Source organism: Microbacterium sufflavum (assembly GCF_023091155.1).
Taxonomy (GTDB): Bacteria; Actinomycetota; Actinomycetes; order Actinomycetales; family Microbacteriaceae; genus Microbacterium; species Microbacterium sufflavum.
This window is the reverse complement of the sequence record NZ_JAHWXK010000001.1, coordinates 2,334,217-2,358,991: the sequence shown is the minus strand read 5'-3', so window position 1 is coordinate 2,358,991 and position 24,775 is coordinate 2,334,217. Positions and strand designations below refer to the sequence as shown.

The window sequence follows — 24,775 nt, the reverse complement described above, 5'->3', positions numbered from 1 at the left end:
CAGTGTGACGGAAGTTGCGGGATGATGCCACTGTTGCGACGTTTCCACCAGGGGAATTCGGCGTGTCGCCCGATTGTGCAGCGTCTTCCCAGCCGTTCACAGGTCGGCGTGCAGGCTCCACACCCTCTCTGCCGCGCCCGCCCAGGAGAACGCGCGCGAGCGGTCCGATGCAAGCACCCGCAAGCGCGCAGAACCGTTGCCCGCCGCATCGGCGAGCGCGTCGGGCAGGTCGTCCGGCGCGGCGAACATCCCGCCGTCCGCGATCACGTCACGGTGGCACCCGGTATCGCTCGCCACGACGGGCACCCCGACGGTGAGCGCCTCGACGGCGCGCCACGGCCACCCCGCGACCGTCCTCGTCGCCGCGTAGGCGGACGCCCCCGAGAGCACGGCAGCGCGGTCCGCTGCCGACAGCGCACCGCGCACGTGCGCGCGCCGTTCGGGCAGGCCTGCGGCGGAGGCGACCTCGGCCAGCCGCGGCTCCGAGCCCTCCGGGGCGTCGAGCACCACGGCATCGACGCCGGCGGCGACGGCTCCACGGAACCCCGCCGCGAGGGTGTCCGCCGATCCGGTCAGGACGATGTACTCCGACGGCAGGGACAGCGCGCCCCGCCGGGACTCGGCGTCGGCAGGCACGGCGAAATCGTGCGGCGGTGCGCCGGCGATGACGCGGATCCGGTCGCCGAGTCGGGCGATCTCGGCCAGACGCTCCCCCACGGCGTGGGTCGGCACGACCACGGCGTCCGCGTGCCGCGCGGCACGGCGGAGCATGCCGCGCTGCCAGGCCACGGCCGACTTCGACAGGGCGCCCGGGTCGTCCCAGGCGCACAGGTCCCACACCGTCACGGTGGTCTGATCGTGGTCGTGCACCCTGTCGTGGCGCACGAGCGGCGCCATCAGCGTGGGCGCATGGATCATCCCGCCGCCCACACCCGGAGCGATGCCCAGCTGCCACGAGGCCGCCAGTTCCCGGCGACCGAGACCGAGCGTGCGCACCTCGTCGACCCCGGTGACGTCCACCTGCGCGCCCGCCGGTACGATCGCGTCGACCGCGCAGCCGGACGGGGCCGTCGCGACGAGCGCCGCCGTCAGCTCACGTGCCGCCGTGGCCTGGTCCTGGTCCACGACGTGCACCAGTTGATCCAGAACCACACGCAGCCGAGCACCCATGGGTTCAGGCTAACCGCGGCATGCTGCGGAGCCGTGGAGCGCACCGCCCGCCGGTCCGCAATTTCAGCGTTCCCACAGCAACGCATGACCTCACGTGCGCGCTCCATGGCCTCGCGCGTACCCACCGTGCTTGAATGCTCGAGTGAGCGATGGCCGACTTCCTGCCCGACGCCGATGGATCGGATGGACCATCGGCATCCTCCTGACGCTGCTCGTGATCGCCATCGGCTGGGTCACGGTCCGCGGCATCGGCGCGGTGGACGATCTGCGTCAGGTCGCGAAGGGCGCGACCCAGCTGAAGCAGGCGATCGCGGAGGGCGATCTCGACGGCGCGGAGCCCATCTCCGATGCCATCGCCCGCAACGCGGCCTCCGCCCATGACCTCACCTCCGATCCGATCTGGCACGCGTTCGGCGTCCTGCCGTGGGTCGGTCCGAACTTCCAGGCCGTCAGCGAGATCGCCGAGATCGCGGATGACGTATCGACCGAGGCGCTGCGACCCCTGCTGCAGGTCGGCGCCGATCTCGACCTGTCGAGCCTGGGCTTCACCGACGGCGCGATCAACCTCGCGCCGTTCGCCCAGGTCGAGGAGCCCCTGGCCGCCGCCGCGGCGTCGCTCACCTCCGCCGACGACCGAGCCAAGCGCATCGACGCCGATGCGACGCTGCCCCCTCTCGCCGATGCCATCCGTCAGATGCGAGGATCCGTCACGCAGGCGGCGACGGTCGTGGGCTCGCTGCACGGCGCTGCCGTGCTCCTGCCCACGATGCTGGGCGGCGACGGGCCGCGCACGTACGTGCTCGCGATGCAGAACAACGCCGAACTGCGCTCCTCGGGCGGCATCATCGGCTCGATCGCCCTGCTGCACGCCGAGAACGGGCGGGTGACCCTGCAGAGCCAGGCATCCACGCGCGACTTCCCCGCCCTCGATGTCCCCCTCCCGGTGAGCGAGTCCACCACGGCGCTGTTCGAGGATCGCCCAGGACGGTTCCTGCAGAACATCACCAGCATCCCCGACTTCCGCGAGGCCGGCGAGACGATCGCGGCACGGTGGGTCGGGCGTTTCGGCGGCCAGGTCGACGGGGTGATCGCCGTGGACGCCCTGGTCGCCGAGCATCTGATGGAGGTCACGGGCGACCTGACGTTCGGGCCCTTCACGGCGACGTCCGACACGATCACGAGCATTCTGCTGTCGGAGATCTACGCGGCCGTCCCCGACCCCGTGGCACAGGATGACATCTTCGCTCTTGCGGCCGGCGGCCTGTTCGGAGCAGCCCTGTCGGGCGGCGATCCCCAGGCTCTGATCGGCGCGCTGGCCGATGCCGCGGGCGAGGGTCGGATCCGCATCTGGAGCGCGCACGAGGACGAGGAGACCCTGCTCGCCGCGAGCGCCCTCGGCGGCACGATCCCCCCGGACTCGGCCGACACGAGTCACGTGGGCGTGCTGTTCAACGACGGCACCGGCGCGAAGATGGACTACTACACGCGCGCCACGATCGCGACCGCCGTCGGGCGCTGCGACGGAGAGCCGACCACGCAGATCACCGTCACCTGGACGAACACCGCACCCGCCGACGCGGCGACCTCCCTGCCGCCGTACGTGACGGGCGACGGCTTCTACGGCGTGCCGCCCGGCACCGTGCGCACGCTCATCGCGGTGTACGGCCCCGAGGGCGCCACCCCGTCCCACGTGGACAGGGACGGTGAGGACGACGGCGTTCAGACGGCGATGCTCGGCGACCGGTCCGTCGTGCAGCACGAGGTGCAGCTGGCGCCCGGCGAGTCGACCACCATCACCGTCGAGTTCCAGGGCACGGGTGCCGGTCAGCGGCTCACCGAGGTGCTGCACACCCCCCTGATCACGGGGCCGGAGCTGACCAAGGACACACTCCGCTGCGGTTCGTGACAATCTCCCTCGAATGGGGTACTGTCATCTCACTGGGGAATAACTGGGGTCTGTGAAGCTGCCGTGGGGGCAGGAGACCTCACGCAGTCGGACGCAGGGGTGTGTCCGGAGGCGATTCCGCGTGACATTTCTGGGGAGAGATCATGCTGAAGAAACTGGCTGCCATCAGCCTTACCGCTGGCGCGCTGGTACTCGTCGCGCCGACCATCGCAACCGCTGCGCCGACGATTCCGGACGCATCGAGCGATTCGTACCCCTCGCCTCCCGGTGTGAAGGTCGGCGACCCGATCATCGACGTGTGCGAGGTCTCCACCATCGTCTTCGGCCCCGGGTACTTCCTGCCGTCCGAGAACGTGGCGGTCTCCGTTTCCGGCAAGAACGCGGGCAAGGCCGCGACCTCCGGCAACACCGCCGGCGCCGACGGCAGCATGACGCTGACGTTCCGCCCGCCGGCCGACGGTGAGGGCTCCTACGCCGTCGCCTTCGGGGGCTCGCGTCCGTACACCGCCACGATCACCGTGTCGCACGGCCACGACGCCGCGTCCAGCTGCGATCACGACCCTGCCGTCGCACCCGCGGGTACCGAGCTGCCCCTGACCGGCGGCGGCATGGAGCTCGCGCTCACCGGCGGCTCGGTCTCGCCGTGGGTGCTCGGCGGTGGAGCTGCCGCCCTGGTCGCCGGTGGGGCGCTCGTCGCCACCGGGATCGTTCGCCGCAAGCGCGCCTGAGCCTGGCTGCCGCCTCGCGCGGTGGTCGGCTGGACGACGGTGATCCCTCCCCCTCCGATCACCGTCGTCTGGCGAATCCGGTGCTGCACCGGACGCCCACGGGCGACGACCCTCGGGAGCGTCGCCCGTGGGCTGCGCCATGCCCACGCGGAGCGGGCCCCCTCCGTCAGGGGCTGGGCGTGGGGGTCGACGTCGGCGGGTGCAGCGCCTGCTGGATCATCTGGTGGATGTACCCGTAGTCGGGGTTGTGCTCGTCCACGCCCGAATCCGGGGTCAGCTCGATCGTCGTGACCTGCTGCTCCTTCGCCTTGAGCATCAGATCGAAGAACTCCGGAAGCTTGTCCTGGGGCAGATCGGTGCTGATCAACGCCGTGCCCGCCGCGGCGACCTCGTTGAACCGCGTCAGCACGGTCTGCGGCGTGAACTGAGCCAGGATCGCCTCCTGAAGTTCCCGCTGCCGCTTCATGCGGTCCCAGTCGCTGGTCGTGTAGCGCGAGCGGGCGTACCACTGCGCCGTGTCGCCGTCCATGTGCTGCTGTCCCGGCTCGATCCAGCCGATCGCCCACTCGTTCACGTCCATCCCGGTCCATCCCTCGGGCGGACCGCCCTTCGGGAGACGCTCGGTGACGTTGATATCGACCCCGCCCAGCGCGTCGACCAGGTCGGCGAAGCCGTGCATGTCGACGAACACGTAGTACGGGATCTCGATCCCGAGGACGCCCTCGGCGGCATCCTTCGTCGCTTCGATGCCCGGCTCGGAGCCCTGGGCGACCGCCTTCGGGTACAGCTCCGCTCCTCCGTCGTCCCGGCACACCTCTGCGGCGTAACGCACGTGGTTCATCCAGCCGTTCCACCCGCAGGTCGACGAGCTGTGCCCCTCGAATCCGTTCGGGTACTGCGCCTGCATGGGACTGCCGTCGCTGAACGGCGCATTCGGGAGCTCACGCGGAATGCCCGTGATCGTGACCGCACCGGTCTCGGCGTTCACCGACACGACCGAGATGCTGTCGAAACGCATGGAGTCGCGGCCGTCCCCGCTGTCCGCACCGAGCAGGAGGATGTTGTAGTAGCCGTCGCTCGGCGGGAGGCTCGGTCCGCTCTGCCCGAAGATCGCCCCGACGGTTCCCCGCACGGATCCCACCGATGTCGCGGCGTAACCGGCGGCGCCGCCGACCAGACCGAGGAGCACGAGCGCCACCACGGGGATCGCCAGCCGCGAGGGGTTGGGGACCTTGACCAGCCGCACGAGGCGCAGGGTGTCGAGGGTCAGCACGATCCACAGCACCACGTACGCCACCAGCAGCACCTGGACGATCGTCAGCACCACGGCGGAGAAGAACCCGCCGGCGACCGTGAGCCACAGGAGGACCGGTCGGGCGAACAGGGCGAGACCGACGGTCACGATCACCAGCAGCCAGGCCGTGAGCGTGGCGCCGAGACCGAACCGACCGAGACGGCGGTTGCCCGCCAGCACCTGAGCGGACCCCGGAAGAAGAAGGTTCATCGCGATGAGCCACCACCCGCGTTTCGACATCATCCCGGGGTCGGTGGAGTCCGGGTGCCGCAGCGGCCGGGTCTCGATGATCGGGCGCTGTCGTGCGCGCGGAGGCGCAAGGGTCACAGCGAGTCCTTCAGCCGTTCGTTCTTCGCCGCGACCTGCGACTCGAGATCGGCCGCGTAGGCCTCGACCCGGTCGGCGAGCTCCGCGTCGGCGGCGCCGAGGATGCGGGCGGCCAGGAGGCCGGCGTTGCGGGCCCCGCCGATCGAGACGGTCGCCACGGGGATCCCCGCCGGCATCTGCACGATCGACAGCAACGAGTCCATGCCGTCGAGGTACGCGAGCGGCACGGGAACACCGACCACGGGCAGCGGCGTCATCGACGCGAGCATCCCGGGCAGATGGGCCGCTCCGCCGGCCCCCGCGATGATCACGCGGAGCCCTCGCGCGCGGGCCTCCCGCGCATACGACATGAGCTTGTCGGGCGTGCGGTGCGCCGAGACCACCTCGACCTCGTGCGGGATCCCGAAGTCCGTCAGGGCCTGTGAGGCGTCACTCATGACGCGCCAGTCGGAGTCGGACCCCATGACGACGCCGACCACGGGCGCAGCGGAGGAGTGAAGTGGCTCTGTCACCAGAACAGGCTACGGGCTCGCGCTGGGAGAACACCCCAGCGGCACGCGGCTGCGTCCAGGTCCCGTCCGCCTCGCGTCACGCGAAGTGCGCGGCGGCCGCCCGAGCGACGTACACCGCGTCGTCCAGGTCCTCCCCGGCGACGTTGACGTGTCCGACCTTGCGACCCGGACGCGGCGCCTTGCCGTACGTGTGGATCTTGGCGCCGGGGTGCTCCGCCATCGCCGACGCGAAGCGCTCGTCGAGCGTGGCGCCGATCGGGCCGCCGAGGATGTTCACCATCACCGACCACGACGCGCGAGGAGCGGTGCTGCCCAGCGGCAGGTCGGCGACCGCGCGCAGGTGCTGCTCGAACTGTCCGGTCACGGCGCCGTCCTGGCTCCAGTGCCCGCTGTTGTGCGGACGCATGGCCAGTTCGTTGACGAGGATGCGCTCGTCGTCGGTCTCGAACAGCTCGACCGCGAGCATGCCGGTGACGCCGAGACCCTCCGCGATGGTGCGTCCGATCCCCTCCGCCACCTCGACCAGCCGATCGCCGGCGGCCGGGGCGGGCGCGATGACCTCGGCGCACACCCCATCGCGCTGGACGGTCTCGACCACGGGGTACGCGATCATCTCTCCCCCGCTGCGCCGGGCGACCTGCTGGGCGAGCTCGCGGACGAACGGCACGAGCTCTTCAGCGAGCAGTGCCTCCCCCTCACCGAGGGCGTCCAGCCAGTCCCGTGCGTCGTCGGCGGAGCGGACGACGCGCACGCCCTTGCCGTCGTAGCCGCCCCGCGGGGTCTTGACCACGGCCGCGCCACCCTGGGCGTCGAGGAAGGACTGCAGCTCGGCGACGTTCCGCACCGCCGCCCACTCGGGTTGCGGCACCCCGAGGTCGGCGAGACGGGCACGCATCGCGAGCTTGTCCTGGGCGAACTGGAGCGCATCGGGCCCCGGGTGCACCGCGACGCCGTCGGCGACGAGGGCCCGCAGCACGTCCTGCGGCACGTGCTCGTGATCGAAGGTGATGACGTCGACGCCCTCGGCGAACGCGCGGACCGTCGCGAGGTCGCGGTAGTCGCCGACGGCCGTGGCCGCGAGCCCGGCGGACATGCCCTCGTCCTCCGCGAGCACCCGCAGGTCGATCCCGAGCTCGACCGCCGGAGCGATCATCATCCGTGCCAGCTGTCCTCCGCCGATCACGCCAACGCGCAACGCCATGTGCCGCCTCCATTCGTTGGTCCCATTCTTCCGCACTCGAGGGCGCGCGAGGGACCGCGGGTCAGAGGGCGTCGGTGTCGTCGGCGGTGGCCTGTGCGTCGCGGTGCGCGAGGATCTGCCCGACCTCGATCTGGTCCGCCAGCGTCTCGTGCACCAGGGTCACGTTCGGGACGTTCGGCAGCCGCAGCGGAGCGTCGACGCCGTTGGACAGCGTCACGGTGCCGCACCCCCACAGGCGCTGGAGCGGTCCGCGGCGCACCCCGATCGTGTACCCACGCGCGTGCGACATCTCCCTGCGCTGCCGGGAACCGATGCCCTGATGCGCGATCACCCGTCGCGTCGTGATGGTGGTGGTGCGCGAGTACCAGACGACGAAGGGGACCACGACCGCGAGCAGGACCACGGCGCCGGCTGCGGCGAGCAGCATCCAGTTCTCGAACCCGGCCGGCAGGTTGCCGTACAGGTAGGCAGTGAGCCCGAACGTCGCGATGAGCACCACTGCGGACCAGAACAGGCGTCGCGCGTGGCTACGGAAGCGCGCGATCAGCAGCTCTTCGGCGGGGGCCCCGGGCGGCGGCATCAGCGGCCGCCCGCCGAGCGTCACGGGCTGGGTCACCCCACCATTGTGCCCCGGGACACCGACAACGCCGGTCGCCGGGCGGCGTGTCCCGCGTCACGCGGGCCGCACGTGCACCACGTCGCCCGCGGAGACCGCGCGCGTCGCGCCGTCGGCGACCACGAGCAGCCGCCCGTCCGGGTCGAGGGCGCCGGCGGTTCCTTCGAGAGAGCTGCCGTCGGGCAACGAGACGCGCACCGCCTGGCCGACGGTCGCACAGCGCGCCGTCACCGCGGCGTGCAGTCCGCTGGTGAGGGCGTCCTCCCCCGCGGCGAGCGCGGTCAGCCACCGGTCGAGCCCCATGAGGTAGGTGACGAGCAGCAGGTCCTCGTCGACGGCGGCGTCCTGCGCTGCGAACGAGGTGGCTGTCGGCACCGGCAGCTGTTCCCGCGACATGCGCGTGTTCACCCCTGCGCCGACCACCACGGCGTCGGCCGTCGCCTCCGCCAGGATCCCGGAGATCTTCGCACCGTTGACCAGCACGTCATTGGGCCACTTCACGGCGACCTCGCAGGCGGGCAGCTGTGCGGCGACCGCATCGGCCAGTGCGAGCCCGGCGGCGAGCGGGATCCAGCCGCGAACAGCCGGATCACGGGGAAGGTCACGGAGGAGCACCGAGACCGCGAGCGCGGTACCGGCGGGCGCGACCCAGGTGCGATCCAGGCGTCCGCGCCCCGCCGTCTGATCCTCCGTGACGAGCACGGACAGGTGCGGCCAGGCCCGCTGATCTGCCGCGGAAGCGCGCAGGTCGGCATTCGTCGAGCCGGTGGCCTCGACGACCACGAGCCGGGAGGCGACTGCGGCGGTGCGCGGCAGATCGAGGCTCATGCGTCCTCGTCCTCGGCTTCCTCGTCGTCGTCGTTCTGATCGTCGCGCACGGTTCCCACCTCGTGGGCGCGCCAGCGATCCCACTCCTGCATGAGCTGTTCGATCGCCCCGTGGAACTTCGCGGTCGCGACTCCGGGGGTGGTGTCGCCGAAGTAGTGCTGCACCCACATGCGCAGCCGCGCGACGGCCGCCTCGTCGGCCCGCACCCGGTCGACCTCGGAGACGATGTCAGTCGCACCCTCGACCGTCAGCCACTCGCAATCGGAGAGGTAGCCGGTGGTGTCGACGGCGGCCTCCGGGTCGACGGGGCGGGTGATCATCAGCGGCTTGCCGGCTGCGAGCCGGTCGTAGACCATCGCGGAGATGTCGACCACCGCGACATCGGCCGCCGCGAGCTGCCACCCCAGCTCGGGACCGTCGTCGTACACGTGCTGCGCGGCGGGATCGGCCGCGTTGGCGGCAGCGATCGCCGCGAGGATCCGGCGGTGCGCGGCACCGTAGGCCTCGTCCACCACACCGCTGCGCGGATGGGGCCGGTAGATCACACGATGACGGCCGCTCGCGAGCAGCGCCGACACGAGCGCCTCGCCGTGCGAGGCGATCGACCCGTAGTGGGCGCTCGGCCGGTCGCCCTCCCACGTCGGCGCGTAGAGCACCACGATCCTGTCGTCGGGTGCGTAGGGCAGCACGCCCGAGTAGTGGTCGGCCTGCGGGCGGCCGATCTCGATCGTGCGACGGTCCACGTCGTAGTCCCACAGCGTGCGCGACAGCCGGTCGCGGGCGGCCTGCCCTGCCACGAACGCCCAGTCGTACGCCTTGTACTGGTTCGTGGTCATGTACATCTTGTCGGACTCGCCGTGGTTGATGAACACGTGCCAGCGGCGACCGTAGCGGAACATCTGGAAGTTCCGGGTGTTCTGGTTGACGTACAGCACGATGCGGATGTCCTGCGTCGCGATGAAACGCTCCAGATCGCGCACCTTCGGGACGAACGCGACGGGAGGCGCATCTTCGTCGAGCAGCTTCTCGGCTCCCGTCGCCTGGCGCGAGAGCACCACGACGGGCCAGCGCTTCGAGAGCTCCGCGAGGGGTCGGTACCACTGGCGCATCTGGTACATGTTGACCGCACCGTCGGCGAAGTACACCGCGATCTGGAAGTGCTCGGGCGGGTAGGGTTCCCGTTCGGCGAGCCGACGGCGCACGCGCTGCACGGCAGAGCGGGACTCGAGTGCCCGTCGCAGCAGACGGTAGGCCTTCTTCGCATCAGACAGTGCACCCATCCCTCCAGGATAGTTCGTCGCTCGCGCCCCTCCCGGCGGAGGGACGCGAGCGGTGGACAGCCCTCAGCCAGCGAGGGAGCCGCCGTGACATGATCGACGTGTGCCCCCAGAGAAGACGACCGACCCCGCGACCGGAGTGTCGTTCGTGATGCCGGTGCTCAACGAGCGCGCCTACCTTCGGCACGCGGTCGAGTCCGTCCTCGCGCAGGAGGTCGGGGGTCCGACCGAGCTGGTCCTCGCTCTCGGGCCCTCCTCCGACGGCACGACCGAGCTTGCACGCGGTCTGGCCGCCGCCGACGACCGCATCCGGCTCGTCGAGAACCCCGCCGCCCACATCCCGGTCGGGCTCAACGCCGCCATCCGCGCAAGCCGCTACCCCACGATCGTCCGGGTCGACGCGCACTCCGAACTCGCCCCCGGCTACGCGGCCCACGCCCTGCAGACGCTCGCACGCACGGGAGCGGCGAACGTGGGCGGCGTCATGCACGCGGAGGGGCGCACGCCGTTCCAGAAGGCCGTCGCCCGGCTCTACAACTCCCCCGTCGGACTCGGCGGAGGCGCGTACCACGGAGGCCGCACCGAGGGCGAGGCCGAGTCGGCCTACCTCGGGGTGATGCGCCGCGCGGTGCTCGACGAGGTCGGCCTGTTCGACGAGACCATCCGCCGCGGCGAGGATTGGGAGCTCAACCTGCGCATCCGGCAGGCGGGCCACGCGGTCTGGTTCGACCCGGAGCTGTCCGTCACCTACTGGCCGCGCGAGAACTGGCTGCGCCTGGCGCGACAGTTCCGGGCGACCGGGGCGTGGCGTGGGGAGCTCGTCCGGCGGTTCGGCCGCAGCAACGGCCTCCGCTACTTCGCGCCGCCCGCCCTCGTGCTGCTCGTGGTGCTGGCGGTGGTCGTCGGCGTGCTGCAGCTCACGGGCGTGCTCGGCGGGGTGGCGTCGATCCTGGCGTCCGTGCTCGTCTACGGTCCGATCGTCCTGTACGTCCTGCTCGTGGTGGCCGTCGCCTGTGCGCGCGGCGGCGGAGACCTGCGGCAACGACTGTGGACTCTCGCGGTGCTGCCCACCATGCACCTGTCCTGGGGGCTCGGGTTCCTGACCGGCGTGCTGCGCGGTGCCAGAGACACGGTGGACGCCTCGCGCCTGGGCAGCCGCAACACGCCGCTGCCCTGACCTGCGGGGTGATCAGCGGGTCACGAACCCCAGGTCGAGGATGCGGTCGACGACCCGTCGCGCCGCGTGCCCGTCGTCGCGCGTGTTGAACTGCCGACGCCACGCCGCATAGCGCTCCGCGTACCTCTGCTCGTGCTCGGGATCGTCGAGCGCCGCCACCAGCTCGTCCTGCGTGCGCACCAGCGGACCGGGAGCCCGCTCGGCGAGGTCGAAGTAGAACCCGCGCAGCTGCCCGCGGTAGTGGTCGAGGTCGGGGACCAGGAAGTAGAGCGGCTTGCCGGTCACGCTGAAGTCGAACATCACCGACGAGTAGTCGGTGACGAGGGCGTCGGCGGCAAGCAGCAACTGGGATGTCTCCGGGTAGCCCGTGACATCGATCACACGGGCCCCTGCCCTGTCCCTCCCCTGCTCGAGCGTGCGGGAGTGCCCGCGGACGAGCACCACCGCGTTCGCCTGACGGGCGAGGAGCTCGGGGTCGACGAAGTCGACCATCTCCGCGCGGTCGTCACGCCAGGTGGGCGCGTACAGCAGCACGCGCTCCTCGTCGCCGATGCCGAGCGCCGCACGCACCGCCGCAGGGTCGCCCGTGATCAGCGCGTCGTTGCGGGGGTAGCCGTCGACCCAGATCGGACGACCGAAGAACGCGTAGGCCTTGCGGAGGATGCGCTCGGCGTAGGTGTTCTGCGCCAGCAGCACGTCCCACCGCCGCGATTCCTTCACCACGGCCGCCATGCGGCGCGGGTCGAAGCCGGGGCGGTGCAGGGCGAGCCGCTTGAGCGGGGTGCCGTGCCACGTCTGCAGCACCTTCTGTCCCGGCTTGCGCGCGAACCGTCGGCGCAGCCAGTCGTTCACGATCAGCAGACGTGCGGCACCGCGGGCACGCCACCACTCCGGGCTGCCCTCCACCACCGCGATCGCACCGTCGGGCACGGCGACCGACAGATCGACCACGCTCCAGTAGCGGCGCACCTCCGGTGCCCGCTGCGCGAGCTCGCGGTCGATGGCCCGCGGGTTGCAGCCGACGCTGCGGCCGTAGAAGCTCTCGAAGAACACCGCGTTCTCGGTGCCGCCAGCCTGCGACACGTAGCGCTCCTCGAGCGTCGATCGCCCCTCCGGGGTGTCGTACACCGGATCGATCGGCGCCGCGATGCGCACCGTGGCGCCGTCGACCGCGATCCGCACGCCACGCAGGACGAGGGGAGCGATGCGGAGTTCCGTCACATCCACGCCCTCGATCGACAGCGCGTACTCGCCCGACGGCAGCGGCAGCTCGGGCCCGCCCCACCGCGACGCCTGCAGCGGGAACGTCGCCTTCCACGTCGTGCCGCCACCGGTCAGGCGGGCGGACACCCGCGCCCGCGGTCCGGCGAGCTCGGCGATACCGGGTCGCTGGCCGGACCCGGCGATGATCAGCGCCTCCGCCTCGACATCGATGCGGGCCGTCGTCATGCTGCTCCCTTCGGCGCGGGCACACCCCGCGAGCGGATCGCCCGGTAGACGCGACGGGTGTTCTCCCCGTCGCGGAACGCGTGCATCTCCGCGCTGAGCGTAGCGGACCGCGTCGCGGCATCGGCGAAGGCGGCGGGATCCCCCAGGAGCGCGTCGAGCTCTGACAGCAGCGCCTGCCATCCCTCGGCCGCACCGGTCGTGGCGACATCCGCGTAGCGTCCATAGAAGCCGCGGGTGCGGGCGTACTCCTCCGCGTCGGGCGCCAGGAACGCGACCGGCATGCGCAGCAGTCCGACGTCGTACGCCAGCGACGAGTAGTCCGTGACCAGCACGTCGACCGCGGCGAGAGCCGGTGTCACATCGGGGAGCACCGCGCTCGGCAGCATCCGGACCCTGGCGGTCGGCAGGGGCGGCGCGTAGGAGCCGGCGCCCAGGGGGTGCGAACGGACCAGGAGCACAGCATCGTGGCGCTCCAGCAGCCGCACGACCTCGATCCACTCTTGAGCGGTCGGGACGGACGGATCGGGAGCGCCGTCACGCCACGTCGGCGCATACAGCAGCACCCGAGCGGCGGGCGGCAACTCCCCCGCGGCACCGACCAGCACGGCGCGCGCCGCCGCGCGGCGTTCCGCCTCGGTGCCGGCGGACAGCACGTCCACGCGCGGCTCGCCGGTCACCACGACCCGGTCGTCGCCCAGTCCGAATGCCGACTCCAGGCGCCCGCGGGCCCGGTCGGATGCCGCGGGCAGCACACGGATGCGCTGCGCCGTTGCGCGGTAGAGCACCCCGATGAGGCGCCGCAGCAGCGGGGCACCCGGAACCGGCGGAACCTGTGTCGTCGCGGGCGAGTCGAGCCCGATGCGCTTGAGCGGGATGCCGTGCCACAGCTGCACCACGAACGCACCGCCGTTCGCGTACCGGTTCACATCACCGAGTCCGTGCGTGACCACGACGACTCCGGCCCGCGCGGTCGCCCACCAGCCGCGCAGCCCCGAGCGGGGAACGGTGCGGATGCCCAGCGCAGCGGCGTCGCGCGCCTCGCGGTCGTCGGCCGTGAGCCAGAGCGTGTCGTGACCGAGAGCGGCGGCGTGACGCTGGAGCGCAAGAGCTCCGTCGCCGATCCCGGCGCCGCAGCCGAAGACCCAGCGCCGGCCCCGGGGGACGAGCAGTGTGCCGAGGCGTCCGAGGGCGTACAGCGGGATGCGGAGCAGCTTGGCCGCATTGCCGGTGCCGAAAGAGAAGGACGCCACCCCGCGAGCCTATCGCGCGAGGTGGCGTCCCTCCGTCCGGAGCAGGGTGCCTCAGCCGGCGAGCGTCCCGAGCGTCAGGTCGACGTCGTACTCCTTGCCGCCGCGCACGTACGTGACGGTGGCCTTGCTGCCCGCAGCCGCCGCGCGCACCTGCGCGGTGAGGTCGGTGGCGCCCGTGATGGGGACGCCGTTGAACTCGGTGACCACGTCATCGGCCTTCAGACCGGCGTCCTCCGCGGCGCCCCCGGGCGTGACGTCGGCGATGTACGCCCCGGACACCGTGGCTCCCTCAACACCCGAGGCGTCGCGGACCGAGGCGCCGAGCAGCCCGTGCGTGGCGGCACCGTCGGCGATGATCTCCTCGGACACGCGCTTGGCGATGTTCGAGGGGATCGCGAAGCCGATGCCGATCGATCCCGAGTCCTCGGAGTTGCCCGAGCTGGCGATCGCGACGTTGATCCCGATCAGCTCGCCCTTGCTGTTGACGAGCGCACCGCCGGAGTTGCCGTGGTTGATCGCGGCGTCCGTCTGGATCACGGCCACCGAGATGGAGTCCGTCGTCTGCTGGCCGCCGCTGCCCGGGATGTCGAACTGGAACGGGCCCTGGCCCTCCTGTGGCGACTGCTGCTCCGGCGCATCCTCGGACGAGGAGTCCGGCAGCGCCGACGAGGCGATCTGGATGCTGCGGTTCAGCGCGCTCACGATACCGGTCGTGACCGAGTTCGCCAGGCCGAGCGGGGCGCCGAGCGCGACCGCGGTGTCTCCGACGTTGAGCTTCGACGAGTCGGCGAACTCGATCGGGGTGAGGTCCTTCGCGTCGGTGAGCTTGATGACCGCGAGGTCGTAGATCGGGTCGGTGCCCACGACCGTGGCGTCGTAGATGCGGCCGTCCGATGCGGTCACCCGGATGGTCGGGTCGGCCACGGCACCGCCGAGCGTCACGACGTGCGTGTTGGTGAGCACGTAGCCGTCCTTGCTGATGATCACGCCGGAGCCGCTGCCGGCCTCCTGCGATCCCGCGACCTCGATCGTGACGACGGAGGGGAGGGCGGCGGTGGCGACGGCCGTGGTCTCGTTGACCGATCCGGGGTTGTTCACGGTGACGGTCTGCGGGCCCTGCGCGGTGCCGGACGACGGGCGATCCTGCAAGCCCGTGAGAAGCGCACCGCCGCCGAACCCGGCGACACCTCCCACGAGGGCGGCCGCCACGACGAACGCGGCGATGCGCGTTCCTCCGCGGGACTTCTCCTTCGTCGCCGCGGGGGCGTTGCCGTCGGACGGCGCGTGGGCGCCGGAGGGCGCGGTGGCGGGGACGCCGAATGCGGCGCCCGGAGCGTTCGGGGTCGAGCCCGGCGCGGCGAGGCCGTGCGGAACCGGCGCGACGATCGGGGCGACCGGGGCGTGCGACGCGAACGTCGACGGCACCTCGTGTCCCTGCGCGGGCGCGGGCCCCGACGTGTGGTTCGCGTTCGGTGCGGTCGGGCCGGCGGCGGTCGAGTGGCCGTCGCCGGACGGGATCGGCGGGACGGGCGGGGTGGGCACGGCATCGCTCGACGCGGGTGCGGTGTGGTCCTGGGGGTTGTCTTCGTTCATGGTGTCTGCTCCTTCGACGCCCCTTCAGGATGGCGCGTGTGCCTGTGCGTTTCGTATGTCGAGCGTGAGTTTCGGCTATGGCCTTAGCCTGTTCTTCATGAGTGTCATACCCGGCGCATGGCAGCGCACGGCGGCCGGTGCGGGCCTGCTGTCCGCAGACGGGACCGTCGCGCCCACCATCTTCGCAGAGATGTCCGCCGCGGCGGCCAGAACCGGCGCGATCAACCTCGGCCAGGGCTTCCCCGACGAGGACGGGCCCGCGGAGGTGCTCGAGGCAGCGAGGGCAGCGATCGCCTCCGGCGCCAATCAGTACCCGCCGGGACGAGGCGTCCCCGACCTGCTCACCGCGATCTCCGAGCACCAGCGGCGGTTCTACGGTCTCGAGGTCGACCCGGACACCGAGGTCATCGTCACAGCCGGCGCGACCGAGGCGCTCACCGCGACGCTCTTGGCACTGATCGACGGCCCCGACGACGAGGTCGTGGTGTTCGAGCCGTACTACGACTCCTACGCCGCAGCGGTCGCCCTGGCCGGGGCCCGGCTGCGGACCGTCCCCCTGCGCGCGCCGGACTTCCAGCCCGATCTCGCACAGCTCGCCGCGACCGTCACCGACCGCACGCGCCTCATCCTCGTCAACGACCCCCACAATCCGACCGGAGCGGTGTTCGGCCCCGAGGTGCTGGCCGAGATCGTCCGGCTGGCTGAGCTCCACGACGCCGTCATCGTCACCGACGAGGTGTACGAGCATCTGACCTTCGACGGCCCGCACACGCCGATCGCGACCCTGCCCGGCGCGGCCGAGCGCACGCTGACCATCTCGTCCGCGGGCAAGACCTTCTCGGCCACGGGATGGAAGATCGGCTGGGTGCACGGACCTGCGGCGCTCATCACCGCCGTCCTGACCGTGAAGCAATACCTCACGTATGTGAACGGCTCACCGTTCCAGCCGGCTGTGGCACGGGGACTCCGCCTCGACGACGCGTTCTTCCGCGACGCCACCACCACGCTGGCCCACAAGCACGAGATCCTCGGAGACGGCCTGCGCGCCGCGGGCTTCGTGGTGCACGCGCCCCGGGGCGGCTACTTCACGGTGGCCGACGCCAGCGCACTCGGCGGGTCGGATGCCGCGGCGTTCTGCCGCACCCTCCCGGAGCGGGCGGGCGTCGTCGCGATTCCTCTCACGGCCTTCGTGTCGGCCGAGCATCGGGCCGACTACGCCGGACTCGTGCGTTTCGCCGCCTGCAAACGCACCGAGGTGCTCGAGGAGGCCGCCCGCCGCCTCGCCTCCGCCTGACGCGGGTCCTCAGCGCGGCACGACGTCGTAGCGGCGCAGGCGCAGCGCCGGGTTCACCTGCCGCACCCGCTCGACGGCCGAGCGCTCCACCACGCCGACCGCCATGCCGGGCGCGCTGCCCACTCCGGCCAGGACGACCCCCTGCGGATCCACGATCTGCGAATGCCCGACTCCGATCGGTGCCGGGTGATCGGCCGCCACCGCATAGACCGTGTTCTCGATCGCGCGCGCCGCGAGCAGCGTCGTCCAGTGATGCTCCTTGAGCGGACCGCGCACCCACTCCGCCGGGACGACCAGTGCGTCGACGCCCGCGACCGCCAGGAGCCGGGCGACCTCGGGGAACCGGAGGTCGTAACAGGTGAGCAGCCCGAAGCGCAGCCCAGCGACCTCGAACACCGCGGGCTCCGTCAGCTCGCCGGCCTCGATCCAGTCGGACTCGGTCTGACCGAAGGCGTCGTACAGGTGCTGCTTCCGGTAGACCGCGAGCACGCCGCTCCCGTCCACGGCCACGACGGCGTTGCGCACGTGCCCCTCGGTGGACGCCCGCTCCACGAGCCCGGCGACGATCACGACCGCGTACTCCCCCGCGAGAGCGGTGAGCGTGGACACGAAGTCGCCGTCGAGTGTCTCCGCGTGCGTGGCGAGACTCTCGTCGAGCGGGTCGACGAAGTAGCTCGCGTACTCGGGGAACACGACGAGCTTCGCGCCACGCGCCGCCGCCTCGGCGGTGAGCGCCGCGATCGTGTCGCGGTTGTCCTCGCGGGAGGCGGTCGGGGCGAACTGGCACACGGCGACGGCGACGGCGGTCTCGGACATGGCCCCATCCTCTCGCACCCCCGGGACTCCCGCGCTCGATTCGACGACCCTCGGAATCCGTGATAAGTTACTTCTTGTGCCGCGGGGTGGAGCAGTTCGGTAGCTCGCCGGGCTCATAACCCGGAGGTCGCAGGTTCAAATCCTGTCCCCGCAACAAAGAAGGGCCCCGAGATCATCACGATCTCGGGGCCTTTTCCTTTTGAATCGAGTACGATTCGACAGATTCGGTCGACAGTTATGCCGCGATCCGCTCACGATACTATGACCTGGGAGGTACGTCCTCCGGCGGGAGCGACCCTGCTCCGAGCGGATTGAGGGTTACCGCAAACGAGTCTCCAAGTAGGTCCTGGATCTCATCGCGCAATCGCTCACCTGTTTCCTGATGCGTACGACGCGTCTCATCAGAGGACCAGCCTGTCTCATCGTCGAACTCTCTGTTGAACTCGGCAGCCCAACCAACTAGAGCTTCCTTGAGAGCAGGCGAAAGGGTTTGTTGCCCGAACTCGTAATCGGGTCCCGCCCGGAGCGGCCATCCTGTATAAGGCACGCCAAGTTCGACCTCGACTTTCCTTACCACCACGGCGCCTGTCGGGTGCAGTCCTGAGAGGTCGTCGGGTAGGACGAGATTACTCGATTGTTCGACATGGAAAGAATAGTTGTCGGGTTGAATGTGTATTGGTACACGGGCGTCCCGTTGGAGCTCAGCCGGTAGACATCAAATATAGCGGTGTAGCAGCGTTTCCCGCTGTACTCCTTCGTGATTCCACCCGGTTCCCAAAGTGTCTGCTTGATGAAGCTCTCCATGAAGTCGTCCCAAGCGGGCGTTCCTGGGGTCCCGTAGGGTAGCCCGGTCATCTGAACCACTCGCCCCTCCCACTGCGACTGATGATTGCTTTGCATGTGATGCCACCCATAGGACTTAAGTCCGATTGGACCGCACTGCAGATAGACCGTCCCGGTGGCGAACGAAACATTGCCATAGGAGGCGAGAGGATAGTCCGCGAGGGACGCGACTCTTCCCGCCGGGACTCGTCATCGAGGCCCGGCACGCTCGCCATTATGTCGAAGGACACAAGTCCTAGACGGCACTCGACAGATTCGCTCGACAGAAATCAGTCGTCATCGCCAGTTTGTGGTGTTTTGCGTTGTTCTGATGACGACAAGAGAAGCCCAGATCAGTCAGAATTACCGCAAGCTGCCGCAAAGTTCATCTCTGGTACGCCCAGCTCCCGGAGGTCGCAGGTTCAAATCCTGTCCCTGTCCCCGCAACAAGAGAAGGCCCCTGATCAGGAGAAATCCGATCAGGGGCCTTCGCCTTTCCCTGCGCGCGCTGGCCCCGCCCGCCCTCTGTCCGTCCGGCGGATACGCGAATGGGCGCCCCCGCAGGGACGCCCATTCGTCTCAGCCTCGCAGGATCACTGCCCCGCGGCGCCCTCCAGCTCCAGGAGCTTCTCGACGGCCGCCGTGAGGCGCTTGTCGGCCTCACCGAACTTCTCGAGGTCACCCTCGGCCAGCGCGGCCTGCCGGTCGAGCAGGGCCTGCTGCGCGGCAGCCAGCGCGTCGGCCTGGGCGTCCGTCGGCGCGGTCGGCTCGGTCGGGGTCTCCCCCGTGTCCGGATCCGTCGTGCCCGGATCGGTGCCCGGATCCGTCGGCTCGACCTCGTCATCACCACCGGTGGCACCGGAGTCACCGCCGAACAGCGTGTCGAGCGCCTCGGTGAGCGTGTTCTCGAACGCGACCCTGTCGCCGAACGCGACCAGCACCTTCTGCAGACGCGGCAGCTGCGTGCCCTCCGACGACTGCACGTACACCGGCTGCACGTAGAGCAGACCGCCGCCGACGGGCAGCGTGAGCAGGTTGCCGTAGATCACCTCGGACTCCCCCTGCTGGAGGAGGTTCAGCTGGGGCACCACGGCGGTGTCCGAGTTGTAGGTGTTCTGCACCTGACCGGGGCCGGGCACCGTGGTGTCGGTGTCGATCTCGAGCATGCGCAACTGCCCGTACCCGTCGGCCTTCACGCCCTTCTCCGACCCGGCGTCCGAGTCCACCGCGAGGTAGCCCATCAGCACGTCTCGGCTGCCTCCCGCGCCCTGCGACGCCGGGATGAAGGTCGAGAACATCGAGAACCGGGGCTGGTCCTGACCGGGCATCTGCATCGTCAGGTAGTACGGCGGCTGCAGCATCGCCTCGCTGCGCGGGTCGTTCGGCGTCTGCCAGCGGTTGTCCTGCTGCGCGAACGAGCCGGCCTTGTCGACGTGGTAAATGCCGAGGATGTCGCGCTGCACCTTGAACAGGTCGGTCGGGTAGCGCACGTGGCTCATGAGCTCGCCCGACATGTCGCTGATCGGCTTGAGCGTCGACGGGTACACCTTCTGCCACGTCTGCAGCACCGGGTCCTCCTCGTCCCACGCGTAGAGCGTGACCGAGCCGTCGTAGGCGTCGACGGTGGCCTTGACCGAGTTGCGGATGTAGTTGATGTCGTCGATCGCGAGCGAGGGCGAGGTGACGTTCGAGTCGGCGATCGCGTCGGACAGGCTCACGCTCGTCGAGTACGGGTACGTGGAGCTGGTGGTGTAGCCGTCCACGATCCAGACGATGCGACCGTCCACGACGCTCGGGTACGGGTCGCTGTCGAGCTCGAGGTACGGAGCGACCTTCTGCACGCGCGTCTTCGGGTCGCGGTCGTACAGGATCTGCGACTCGTCGTTCACCAGGTTCGAGAACAGGATCTGCTCCGACTGGAACTTCAGCGCGTAGAGCAGCTTCGTGAACGTGTCGCCGATCTTCGGACCGCCGTCGCCGTCGAAGGTCGTCTTCGTCTCGCTCGAGCCGTCCTTGCCGCGCGGGTAATCGATCTCCGCCGGCTCGGAGCCCTCCGGGGCGCCGACGATGGAGTACTCCGGGGAGTTCTCGCCGAAGTAGACGCGCGGCTCGAAGTTCTCGCGGTCGGTCAGGAAGCCCGAGCTCGGGATGCCGCGCTCGAGGAACACCGGCTCACCGTCGCTCGTGCGCTGGTTGCCCGCCGCGGCCACGAGGCCGTAGCCGTGGGTGTAGACCGCGACGCGGTTGTTCCAGTTGTCGCCGTCGCCGAGGCCCGACATGTCGAGGTCGCGCACCGAGACCACCGTGTCCTGCATGACGCCGTCGATCTCATAGCGGTCGACGTCCATCGTGGTCTGGAACTGGTAGTAGCCGCGGTACTGCTCGAGCTGACGCACGGTCGGCGGGATGACCTTCGGGTCCATGATGCGGATCGACGCCGTGGTCTCGGCGTCGGCCCGCAGCTGGCCGGCCGCCGCATCGGTCTCGGCCTCGAAGGCGGTGGTCTCGAGGTTCGCGACCCCGTAGGCCTCCTTCGTGCCGTCGATGTTCCGCTGGTAGTACTCCGCCTGGTACGCGTTCTGGTTCGGCTTCACCTGGAAGGTGGTGACCACCCAGGGGTAGCCGACGCCCACGACCAGCGAGGCCACGATGAGCAGCGCCGTCGCGGCGAGCGGGAACCGCCAGCGCCCGATGACGGCCGTGACGAAGAAGAGGATCGCGACCACGGCGGCGATGATCGCGAGGATCGCCAGGCCGGGGATCGTCGCGTTCACACCGGTGTACGCGGCACCCGTGATGCGGTCGTCCGGCGTGACGAGGGTCTTGAATCGGTCGAGCCAGAGGCTCGCGGCCTGCACCAGGAGATAGAGGCCGGCGATCACGGCGAGCTGGATGCGCGCCGGCTTGGAGATGCGCAGCTCGCCCTGGCCGATGCGCACGGAGCCGTACAGGTACGACACGAGCGCGGTGACCAGCAGGCACAGCAGCAGCACGGCCGACACGAACGCGAGCAGGATCGAGTAGAACGGCATCGCGAACATGTAGAAGCCCGTGTCGACGCCGAACTGCGGGTCGACCGTGTCGGTGGCGACACCGTTCGCCCAGAGCCACACCGTCTTCCAGTTGCCCGCCGCCGCGAAGCCCGCGAACAGTCCGAAGAAGATGGGCATGCCCCACATGGCCAGGCGGCGCAGCGGCTCGATGACCTCCTGATAGCGGTCGAGCTGCGAGCTCAGACGCACGTAGACCGGGCGCAGACGGTAGGCCAGCTGGATGACGACGAACAGCGGGACCGCCATGCCGAGGAAGCCGACGACGAACATCACCGCCGTCGCGATCCACTGCGTGGTCAGCACGCCGGTGAACCCGACCTGGTCGAACCAGAGGAATTCGGTGTAGAGCGAAGCGAAGACGAAGAACGCCGCGATCAGCGCGGCGATGATCACCAGCGAGATGCCGAGGATTCGTCGAGAGGTTCGTGGCGTGGCCGGGTTCGGGGCTGAGGTCGAGGTCACCCCTCCATCCTAGGCACGGGCGGCTGTGCGCAGGCTGTCACGCCGGTCACGGCGACGTCACGGCGCAGAAGGCCACCCGGCTCAGGTGGCCGGGATCTCGCACGTCGGGAGTCCGCTCGTGTCCCCGCCGTCCGCGATGACGTCCAACGCCGCCAGCGACTCCTCCAGCGTCGCCGTCCGGATCACCTGCAGGCCATCGGGCACGTGCCCGACCACCTCGTCGCAGTTCGACGCCGGCGCCAGGAAGTAGTCGGCACCCGCGTCGCGCGCACCGTAGAGCTTCTGCCGGATGCCGCCGATGGGGCCGACGTCGCCCTCCGCGTCGATCGTGCCCGTTCCCGCGACGTCCTTGCCGCCGTTGAGCTCGCCGGGCGTGAGCGTGTCGATGATGCCCAGCGCGAACATCATGCCGGCACTCGGGCCGCCCACGTTGTCGAGCTGGATGGTCACGTCGATCTCGAAGTCGTAGTCGGTGCGCAGGGTGATGCCGACCAGCCAGGTCGTGGTCCCGCCCTCCTCGTGCTTCTCGGGCGTCACCTCCACCACCTGCTCCGCGCCATCGCGCTGCACGGTGAGGGCGACGGGGTCGCCACCCGCATCCTGGATCGCCTCGCGCAACCGGGTGGCCGAAGTGACGGGCGTGCCGTCGACCGCGGTGATCACATCGTCAGGTTCCAGCAGCCCGTCGGCCGGCGAGTCCTCGACCGCGTCCACGACGACCACCTGCGCGCCGGTGTCGTAGCCGAGCTCGTTGAGCGCTGCAGCCGTGGCCTCGTGCTGCGAGTCGACCATGAGCGTCGCGTTGCGCTCGTCGCGCTGCTCCGTGGTCACCCCCTCCGGGAACACGGAGTCGAGCGGGACGACCGCCCGCGAGGAGTCGAGCCAGGCCAGCGCGAGCTCGAACCAGCTGGGCGTGCGCTCGCGGTTGCCGACCACCTGCACCGTCGTGAGGTCGAGCGTGCCACCCGTCTCGTACGTCTCCGCACCCTCGACGCTGATCAGCGGCACCTGCTCGCCGTCGGCGTTCTTGGCGGTGCCGAGGGTGTCGTACACGGGACCGGGACGCTGGATCACGTACGGCGACGGCAGGAAGGTGAGCACCGCCAGGGCGGCGAGCGCGACGATCAGCGCCCAGACACCGAGTCCGAGCTTTCCTGCGCGCGGTCGTTCCACAGCATTCCTCCGTCGTTCGCGAGCGGCGTACAGCGATCTGCCCGCACCGGGGTCACGCACTGAAACCTGTGACTAGCGTAGATGCCACGGCTACAGACGTGCTGAGAGGGCGAGCGACATGGCAGACAACGACCCGAACCCGGAGGACTTCCAGGAGTTCCTGCGCCGGATGCTCTCGAATCAGGGCGGCGGCGACATCGACCCGGAAGCGCTGCGGGACGCCTTCCAGGGCATGGACGGGTTCACGCTCGACCCCGCGATGATGCAGACGATCATGGCGCAGCTCCAGGGTGCGTTCGGCGGCGACCCGTGGGAGAACGCCCTGCGGCAGGCGCTGCACATCGCCAACCGCGAGGGCCAGGGCATCTCCGACGGCTCGCGCACCTCGATCGCGGACTCCTTCGCGCTCGCCACCCTCTGGCTCGGCGAGGCGACCACGATCTCCGAGCTCGCCGAGGCGCCCACCGCCATGACCCGCGGCGAGTGGGTCGAGAAGACGTTGCCGGTGTGGAAGGAGATCGCCGGCCCCGTGTCGACCAGCATCGCCGACGCGCTGACCTCGGCCCTGGACACGCAGGTGCCGGAGGAGATGCGCGGCGTGGTGCAGGGCGCGGGGCGGCTGATGCGCGGACTCGGCGGCTCGGTGTTCGCCGCGCAGTTCGGTCAGGTGCTGGGCAACCTGTCGCTCGAGGTCGTCTCGGGCGGTGACGTGGGGATCCCGGTGCTCCCCGCCGGCACCGCGACCGTGATCCCGCAGAACCTGACCGCGTTCGGCGAGGGCCTGGAGATCCCGGAGGACCAGATCGCGCTGTACCTCGCGACGAGGGAGCTGGCGTACGCCCGGCTGTACCGGCACGCCAAGTGGCTGCACCTGCACGTGATGGCGCAGATCACCGACTTCGCCCGCGGCGTGACGGTGGACGTCGACGCCCTGGAGGACGTGGCGAGCCGGCTCGACCCCTCCGACCCGGAGGAGCTGCGCGCCGCGATCGAGGGCGGCGCGCTGCTGCCCACCCAGACCGAGGCCCAGCGCGAGGCGCTCGCGCGGCTGGAGAACCTCATCGCGACGATCGACGGATGGGTCGACGTGGTCACCGCGCAGGCGACCTCTCGGCTGCCGGACGGCGCGCGGATCGCGGAGGCCGCGCGACGTCGCCGCGCGGTCGGCGGCCCGGCGGAGGACGCCCTCGGCGCCCTGGTCGGGCTGAAGCTCCGCCCCCGGCGGATGAGGGAGGCCTCGGCGATGTGGCAGGCCGTGACCGACGCGGTCGGCGTGGCCGCGCGCGACTCCCTGTGGGACTACCCCGACCTCATGCCGAGCGCCGAGGACATCGACGACCCCACGGCTCTCATCGCGCGGCTCCAGGCCGCCGAGCGCGGCGAGCAGCCCGTGGCCGACGAGTTCGATGAGGCGCTCGCCCGTCTGCTCGACGGCGACGACTTCTCCGGCGAGGAGGAGGGGCGCGACTCGACCTCCACCGACGGCACGGAGGAGCGCGACGACCGCGATCAGGACGGCGATGCGGCACCGGAGGGCGACCGCCCGGTCTGAGCCCGCCCGCCGTGGCGCGACCGTCGCGGCACTCCTCCTCCCCGAGCGCGGGCACCCGCCCGAGTTGTCCACCGATGCGCACGCGTGCTCTCCGCGCACGGACGGTCCGCACGAGAATCGGACGGATGCCACTCACCCCGCCCACCCTCACCCGCCTCGACCCGGCGCGACCGCTGCTGTGGCGCGACGCCACCACGCTGCAACTCGGCGACGACGGGACCCTCCGCCTTCCCGCGGAGCAGTCCTGGGTGGAGCCGCTCCTCAGCCGTATGCGC

19 protein-coding genes and 1 tRNA gene are annotated in these 24,775 nt (G+C 70.5%); 6 read left to right on the top strand and 14 right to left on the bottom strand.

Annotation, left to right across the window (positions count from 1 at the left end; all coding sequences use genetic code 11):
* Nucleotides 1-96: 96 nt before the first annotated feature.
* The gene (locus KZC56_RS11385; RefSeq protein ID WP_247638592.1) at nt 97-1,170 is read right to left on the bottom strand and encodes a glycosyltransferase; all 1,074 of its coding nucleotides are present in this window, start codon (nt 1,168-1,170) and stop codon (nt 97-99) included.
* A gap of 142 nt (nt 1,171-1,312) precedes the next feature.
* Here KZC56_RS11385 and KZC56_RS11380 point away from each other — a divergent pair, with 142 nt between their 5' ends.
* On the top strand, nt 1,313-3,076 hold the full coding sequence (locus KZC56_RS11380) for a DUF4012 domain-containing protein (protein ID WP_136035337.1): 1,764 nt from the start codon (nt 1,313-1,315) through the stop codon (nt 3,074-3,076).
* Nucleotides 3,077-3,219: 143 nt separating this feature from the next.
* Nucleotides 3,220-3,804, top strand: coding sequence for an LAVTG motif-containing sortase-dependent surface protein (locus KZC56_RS11375; protein WP_136029937.1), 585 nt, complete (start codon nt 3,220-3,222; stop codon nt 3,802-3,804).
* A gap of 166 nt (nt 3,805-3,970) precedes the next feature.
* On the opposite strand, the gene KZC56_RS11370 is transcribed toward KZC56_RS11375, so the two are convergent.
* From KZC56_RS11370 to KZC56_RS11345, 6 genes are all read right to left on the bottom strand, one after another.
* Nucleotides 3,971-5,425 (bottom strand): LCP family protein, encoded by a 1,455-nt coding sequence (locus tag KZC56_RS11370; RefSeq protein WP_247638591.1) that lies wholly within the window; start codon nt 5,423-5,425, stop codon nt 3,971-3,973.
* Nucleotides 5,422-5,889, bottom strand: coding sequence for a 5-(carboxyamino)imidazole ribonucleotide mutase (gene purE / locus KZC56_RS11365; protein WP_136029996.1), 468 nt, complete (start codon nt 5,887-5,889; stop codon nt 5,422-5,424). Before purE ends, KZC56_RS11370 begins: the two co-directional genes overlap by 4 nt.
* Nucleotides 5,890-6,013: 124 nt before the next feature.
* Nucleotides 6,014-7,138, bottom strand: coding sequence for a 5-(carboxyamino)imidazole ribonucleotide synthase (locus KZC56_RS11360; RefSeq protein WP_136035339.1), 1,125 nt, complete (start codon nt 7,136-7,138; stop codon nt 6,014-6,016).
* 61 nt (nt 7,139-7,199) lie between these two features.
* Nucleotides 7,200-7,754 carry a PH domain-containing protein gene (locus tag KZC56_RS11355; RefSeq protein WP_168442799.1) on the bottom strand — a complete coding sequence of 185 codons (555 nt, stop codon included), beginning with the start codon at nt 7,752-7,754 and terminating at the stop codon, nt 7,200-7,202.
* A gap of 57 nt (nt 7,755-7,811) precedes the next feature.
* Nucleotides 7,812-8,582, bottom strand: a complete 771-nt coding sequence (locus tag KZC56_RS11350; RefSeq protein WP_247638590.1) for a biotin--[acetyl-CoA-carboxylase] ligase — start codon at nt 8,580-8,582, stop codon at nt 7,812-7,814.
* Nucleotides 8,579-9,862, bottom strand: coding sequence for a CDP-glycerol glycerophosphotransferase family protein (locus KZC56_RS11345; protein WP_136035935.1), 1,284 nt, complete (start codon nt 9,860-9,862; stop codon nt 8,579-8,581). Before KZC56_RS11345 ends, KZC56_RS11350 begins: the two co-directional genes overlap by 4 nt.
* 148 nt (nt 9,863-10,010) lie before the next feature.
* Here KZC56_RS11345 and KZC56_RS11340 point away from each other — a divergent pair, with 148 nt between their 5' ends.
* Nucleotides 10,011-11,036 (top strand): glycosyltransferase family 2 protein, encoded by a 1,026-nt coding sequence (locus tag KZC56_RS11340; RefSeq protein ID WP_136030000.1) that lies wholly within the window; start codon nt 10,011-10,013, stop codon nt 11,034-11,036.
* Nucleotides 11,037-11,048: 12 nt separating this feature from the next.
* On the opposite strand, the gene KZC56_RS11335 is transcribed toward KZC56_RS11340, so the two are convergent.
* Genes KZC56_RS11335 through KZC56_RS11325 form a run of 3 tightly spaced genes read right to left on the bottom strand, consistent with a single transcriptional unit; the run spans nt 11,049 to nt 15,328 of the window.
* On the bottom strand, nt 11,049-12,485 hold the full coding sequence (locus KZC56_RS11335) for a CDP-glycerol glycerophosphotransferase family protein (protein WP_247638589.1): 1,437 nt from the start codon (nt 12,483-12,485) through the stop codon (nt 11,049-11,051).
* Nucleotides 12,482-13,735 carry a CDP-glycerol glycerophosphotransferase family protein gene (locus tag KZC56_RS11330; protein ID WP_136035937.1) on the bottom strand — a complete coding sequence of 418 codons (1,254 nt, stop codon included), beginning with the start codon at nt 13,733-13,735 and terminating at the stop codon, nt 12,482-12,484. The genes KZC56_RS11335 and KZC56_RS11330 overlap by 4 nt, the downstream gene beginning before the upstream one ends.
* Nucleotides 13,736-13,786: 51 nt before the next feature.
* Complete coding sequence (locus tag KZC56_RS11325; RefSeq protein ID WP_247638588.1) at nt 13,787-15,328, bottom strand: S1C family serine protease; 1,542 nt, start codon at nt 15,326-15,328, stop codon at nt 13,787-13,789.
* A gap of 97 nt (nt 15,329-15,425) precedes the next feature.
* On the opposite strand from KZC56_RS11325, the gene KZC56_RS11320 reads away from it, so the two are divergent.
* Nucleotides 15,426-16,622, top strand: a complete 1,197-nt coding sequence (locus KZC56_RS11320) for an aminotransferase class I/II-fold pyridoxal phosphate-dependent enzyme (protein ID WP_136035597.1) — start codon at nt 15,426-15,428, stop codon at nt 16,620-16,622.
* A 9-nt stretch (nt 16,623-16,631) separates the two neighbouring features.
* Here the strand turns inward: KZC56_RS11320 and KZC56_RS11315 are convergent, their stop codons facing one another.
* A complete protein-coding gene (locus KZC56_RS11315) occupies nt 16,632-17,438 on the bottom strand; it encodes a carbon-nitrogen hydrolase family protein (RefSeq protein ID WP_136044825.1) in 807 nt (268 codons plus the stop codon).
* An 80-nt stretch (nt 17,439-17,518) separates the two neighbouring features.
* Here KZC56_RS11315 and KZC56_RS11310 point away from each other — a divergent pair.
* Nucleotides 17,519-17,592, top strand: a tRNA-Met gene (locus KZC56_RS11310).
* A 105-nt stretch (nt 17,593-17,697) separates the two neighbouring features.
* Here the strand turns inward: KZC56_RS11310 and KZC56_RS17885 are convergent.
* From KZC56_RS17885 to KZC56_RS11300, 3 genes are all read right to left on the bottom strand, one after another.
* Complete coding sequence (locus KZC56_RS17885; RefSeq protein ID WP_504919222.1) at nt 17,698-17,985, bottom strand: immunity protein CdiI family protein; 288 nt, start codon at nt 17,983-17,985, stop codon at nt 17,698-17,700.
* Nucleotides 17,986-18,853: 868 nt separating this feature from the next.
* Nucleotides 18,854-21,775, bottom strand: coding sequence for a UPF0182 family membrane protein (locus tag KZC56_RS11305; protein WP_136029959.1), 2,922 nt, complete (start codon nt 21,773-21,775; stop codon nt 18,854-18,856).
* 81 nt (nt 21,776-21,856) lie between these two features.
* Entirely contained in the window at nt 21,857-22,948 is a 1,092-nt protein-coding gene (locus KZC56_RS11300) for a YlbL family protein (protein ID WP_136035596.1), read from the bottom strand.
* Nucleotides 22,949-23,066: 118 nt separating this feature from the next.
* Between KZC56_RS11300 and KZC56_RS11295 the strand changes: the two genes are divergently transcribed.
* Complete coding sequence (locus tag KZC56_RS11295) at nt 23,067-24,500, top strand: zinc-dependent metalloprotease (protein WP_247638587.1); 1,434 nt, start codon at nt 23,067-23,069, stop codon at nt 24,498-24,500.
* Nucleotides 24,501-24,775: the final 275 nt, after the last annotated feature.

What these genes read in the sequence shown, in the direction of transcription:
- KZC56_RS11360 (WP_136035339.1), bottom strand. Translation starts at nt 7,138, where the DNA reads ATGGCGTTGCGCGTTGGCGTGATCGGCGGAGGACAGCTGGCACGGATG.
- KZC56_RS11345 (WP_136035935.1), bottom strand. Translation starts at nt 9,862, where the DNA reads ATGGGTGCACTGTCTGATGCGAAGAAGGCCTACCGTCTGCTGCGACGG.
- KZC56_RS11335 (WP_247638589.1), bottom strand. Translation starts at nt 12,485, where the DNA reads ATGACGACGGCCCGCATCGATGTCGAGGCGGAGGCGCTGATCATCGCC.
- KZC56_RS11340 (WP_136030000.1), top strand. Translation starts at nt 10,011, where the DNA reads ATGCCGGTGCTCAACGAGCGCGCCTACCTTCGGCACGCGGTCGAGTCC.
- KZC56_RS11315 (WP_136044825.1), bottom strand. Translation starts at nt 17,438, where the DNA reads ATGTCCGAGACCGCCGTCGCCGTCGCCGTGTGCCAGTTCGCCCCGACC.
- purE (WP_136029996.1), bottom strand. Translation starts at nt 5,889, where the DNA reads ATGGGGTCCGACTCCGACTGGCGCGTCATGAGTGACGCCTCACAGGCC.
- KZC56_RS11295 (WP_247638587.1), top strand. Translation starts at nt 23,067, where the DNA reads ATGGCAGACAACGACCCGAACCCGGAGGACTTCCAGGAGTTCCTGCGC.
- KZC56_RS11385 (WP_247638592.1), bottom strand. Translation starts at nt 1,170, where the DNA reads ATGGGTGCTCGGCTGCGTGTGGTTCTGGATCAACTGGTGCACGTCGTG.
- KZC56_RS11350 (WP_247638590.1), bottom strand. Translation starts at nt 8,582, where the DNA reads ATGAGCCTCGATCTGCCGCGCACCGCCGCAGTCGCCTCCCGGCTCGTG.
- KZC56_RS11325 (WP_247638588.1), bottom strand. Translation starts at nt 15,328, where the DNA reads ATGAACGAAGACAACCCCCAGGACCACACCGCACCCGCGTCGAGCGAT.
- KZC56_RS11375 (WP_136029937.1), top strand. Translation starts at nt 3,220, where the DNA reads ATGCTGAAGAAACTGGCTGCCATCAGCCTTACCGCTGGCGCGCTGGTA.
- KZC56_RS11320 (WP_136035597.1), top strand. Translation starts at nt 15,426, where the DNA reads ATGAGTGTCATACCCGGCGCATGGCAGCGCACGGCGGCCGGTGCGGGC.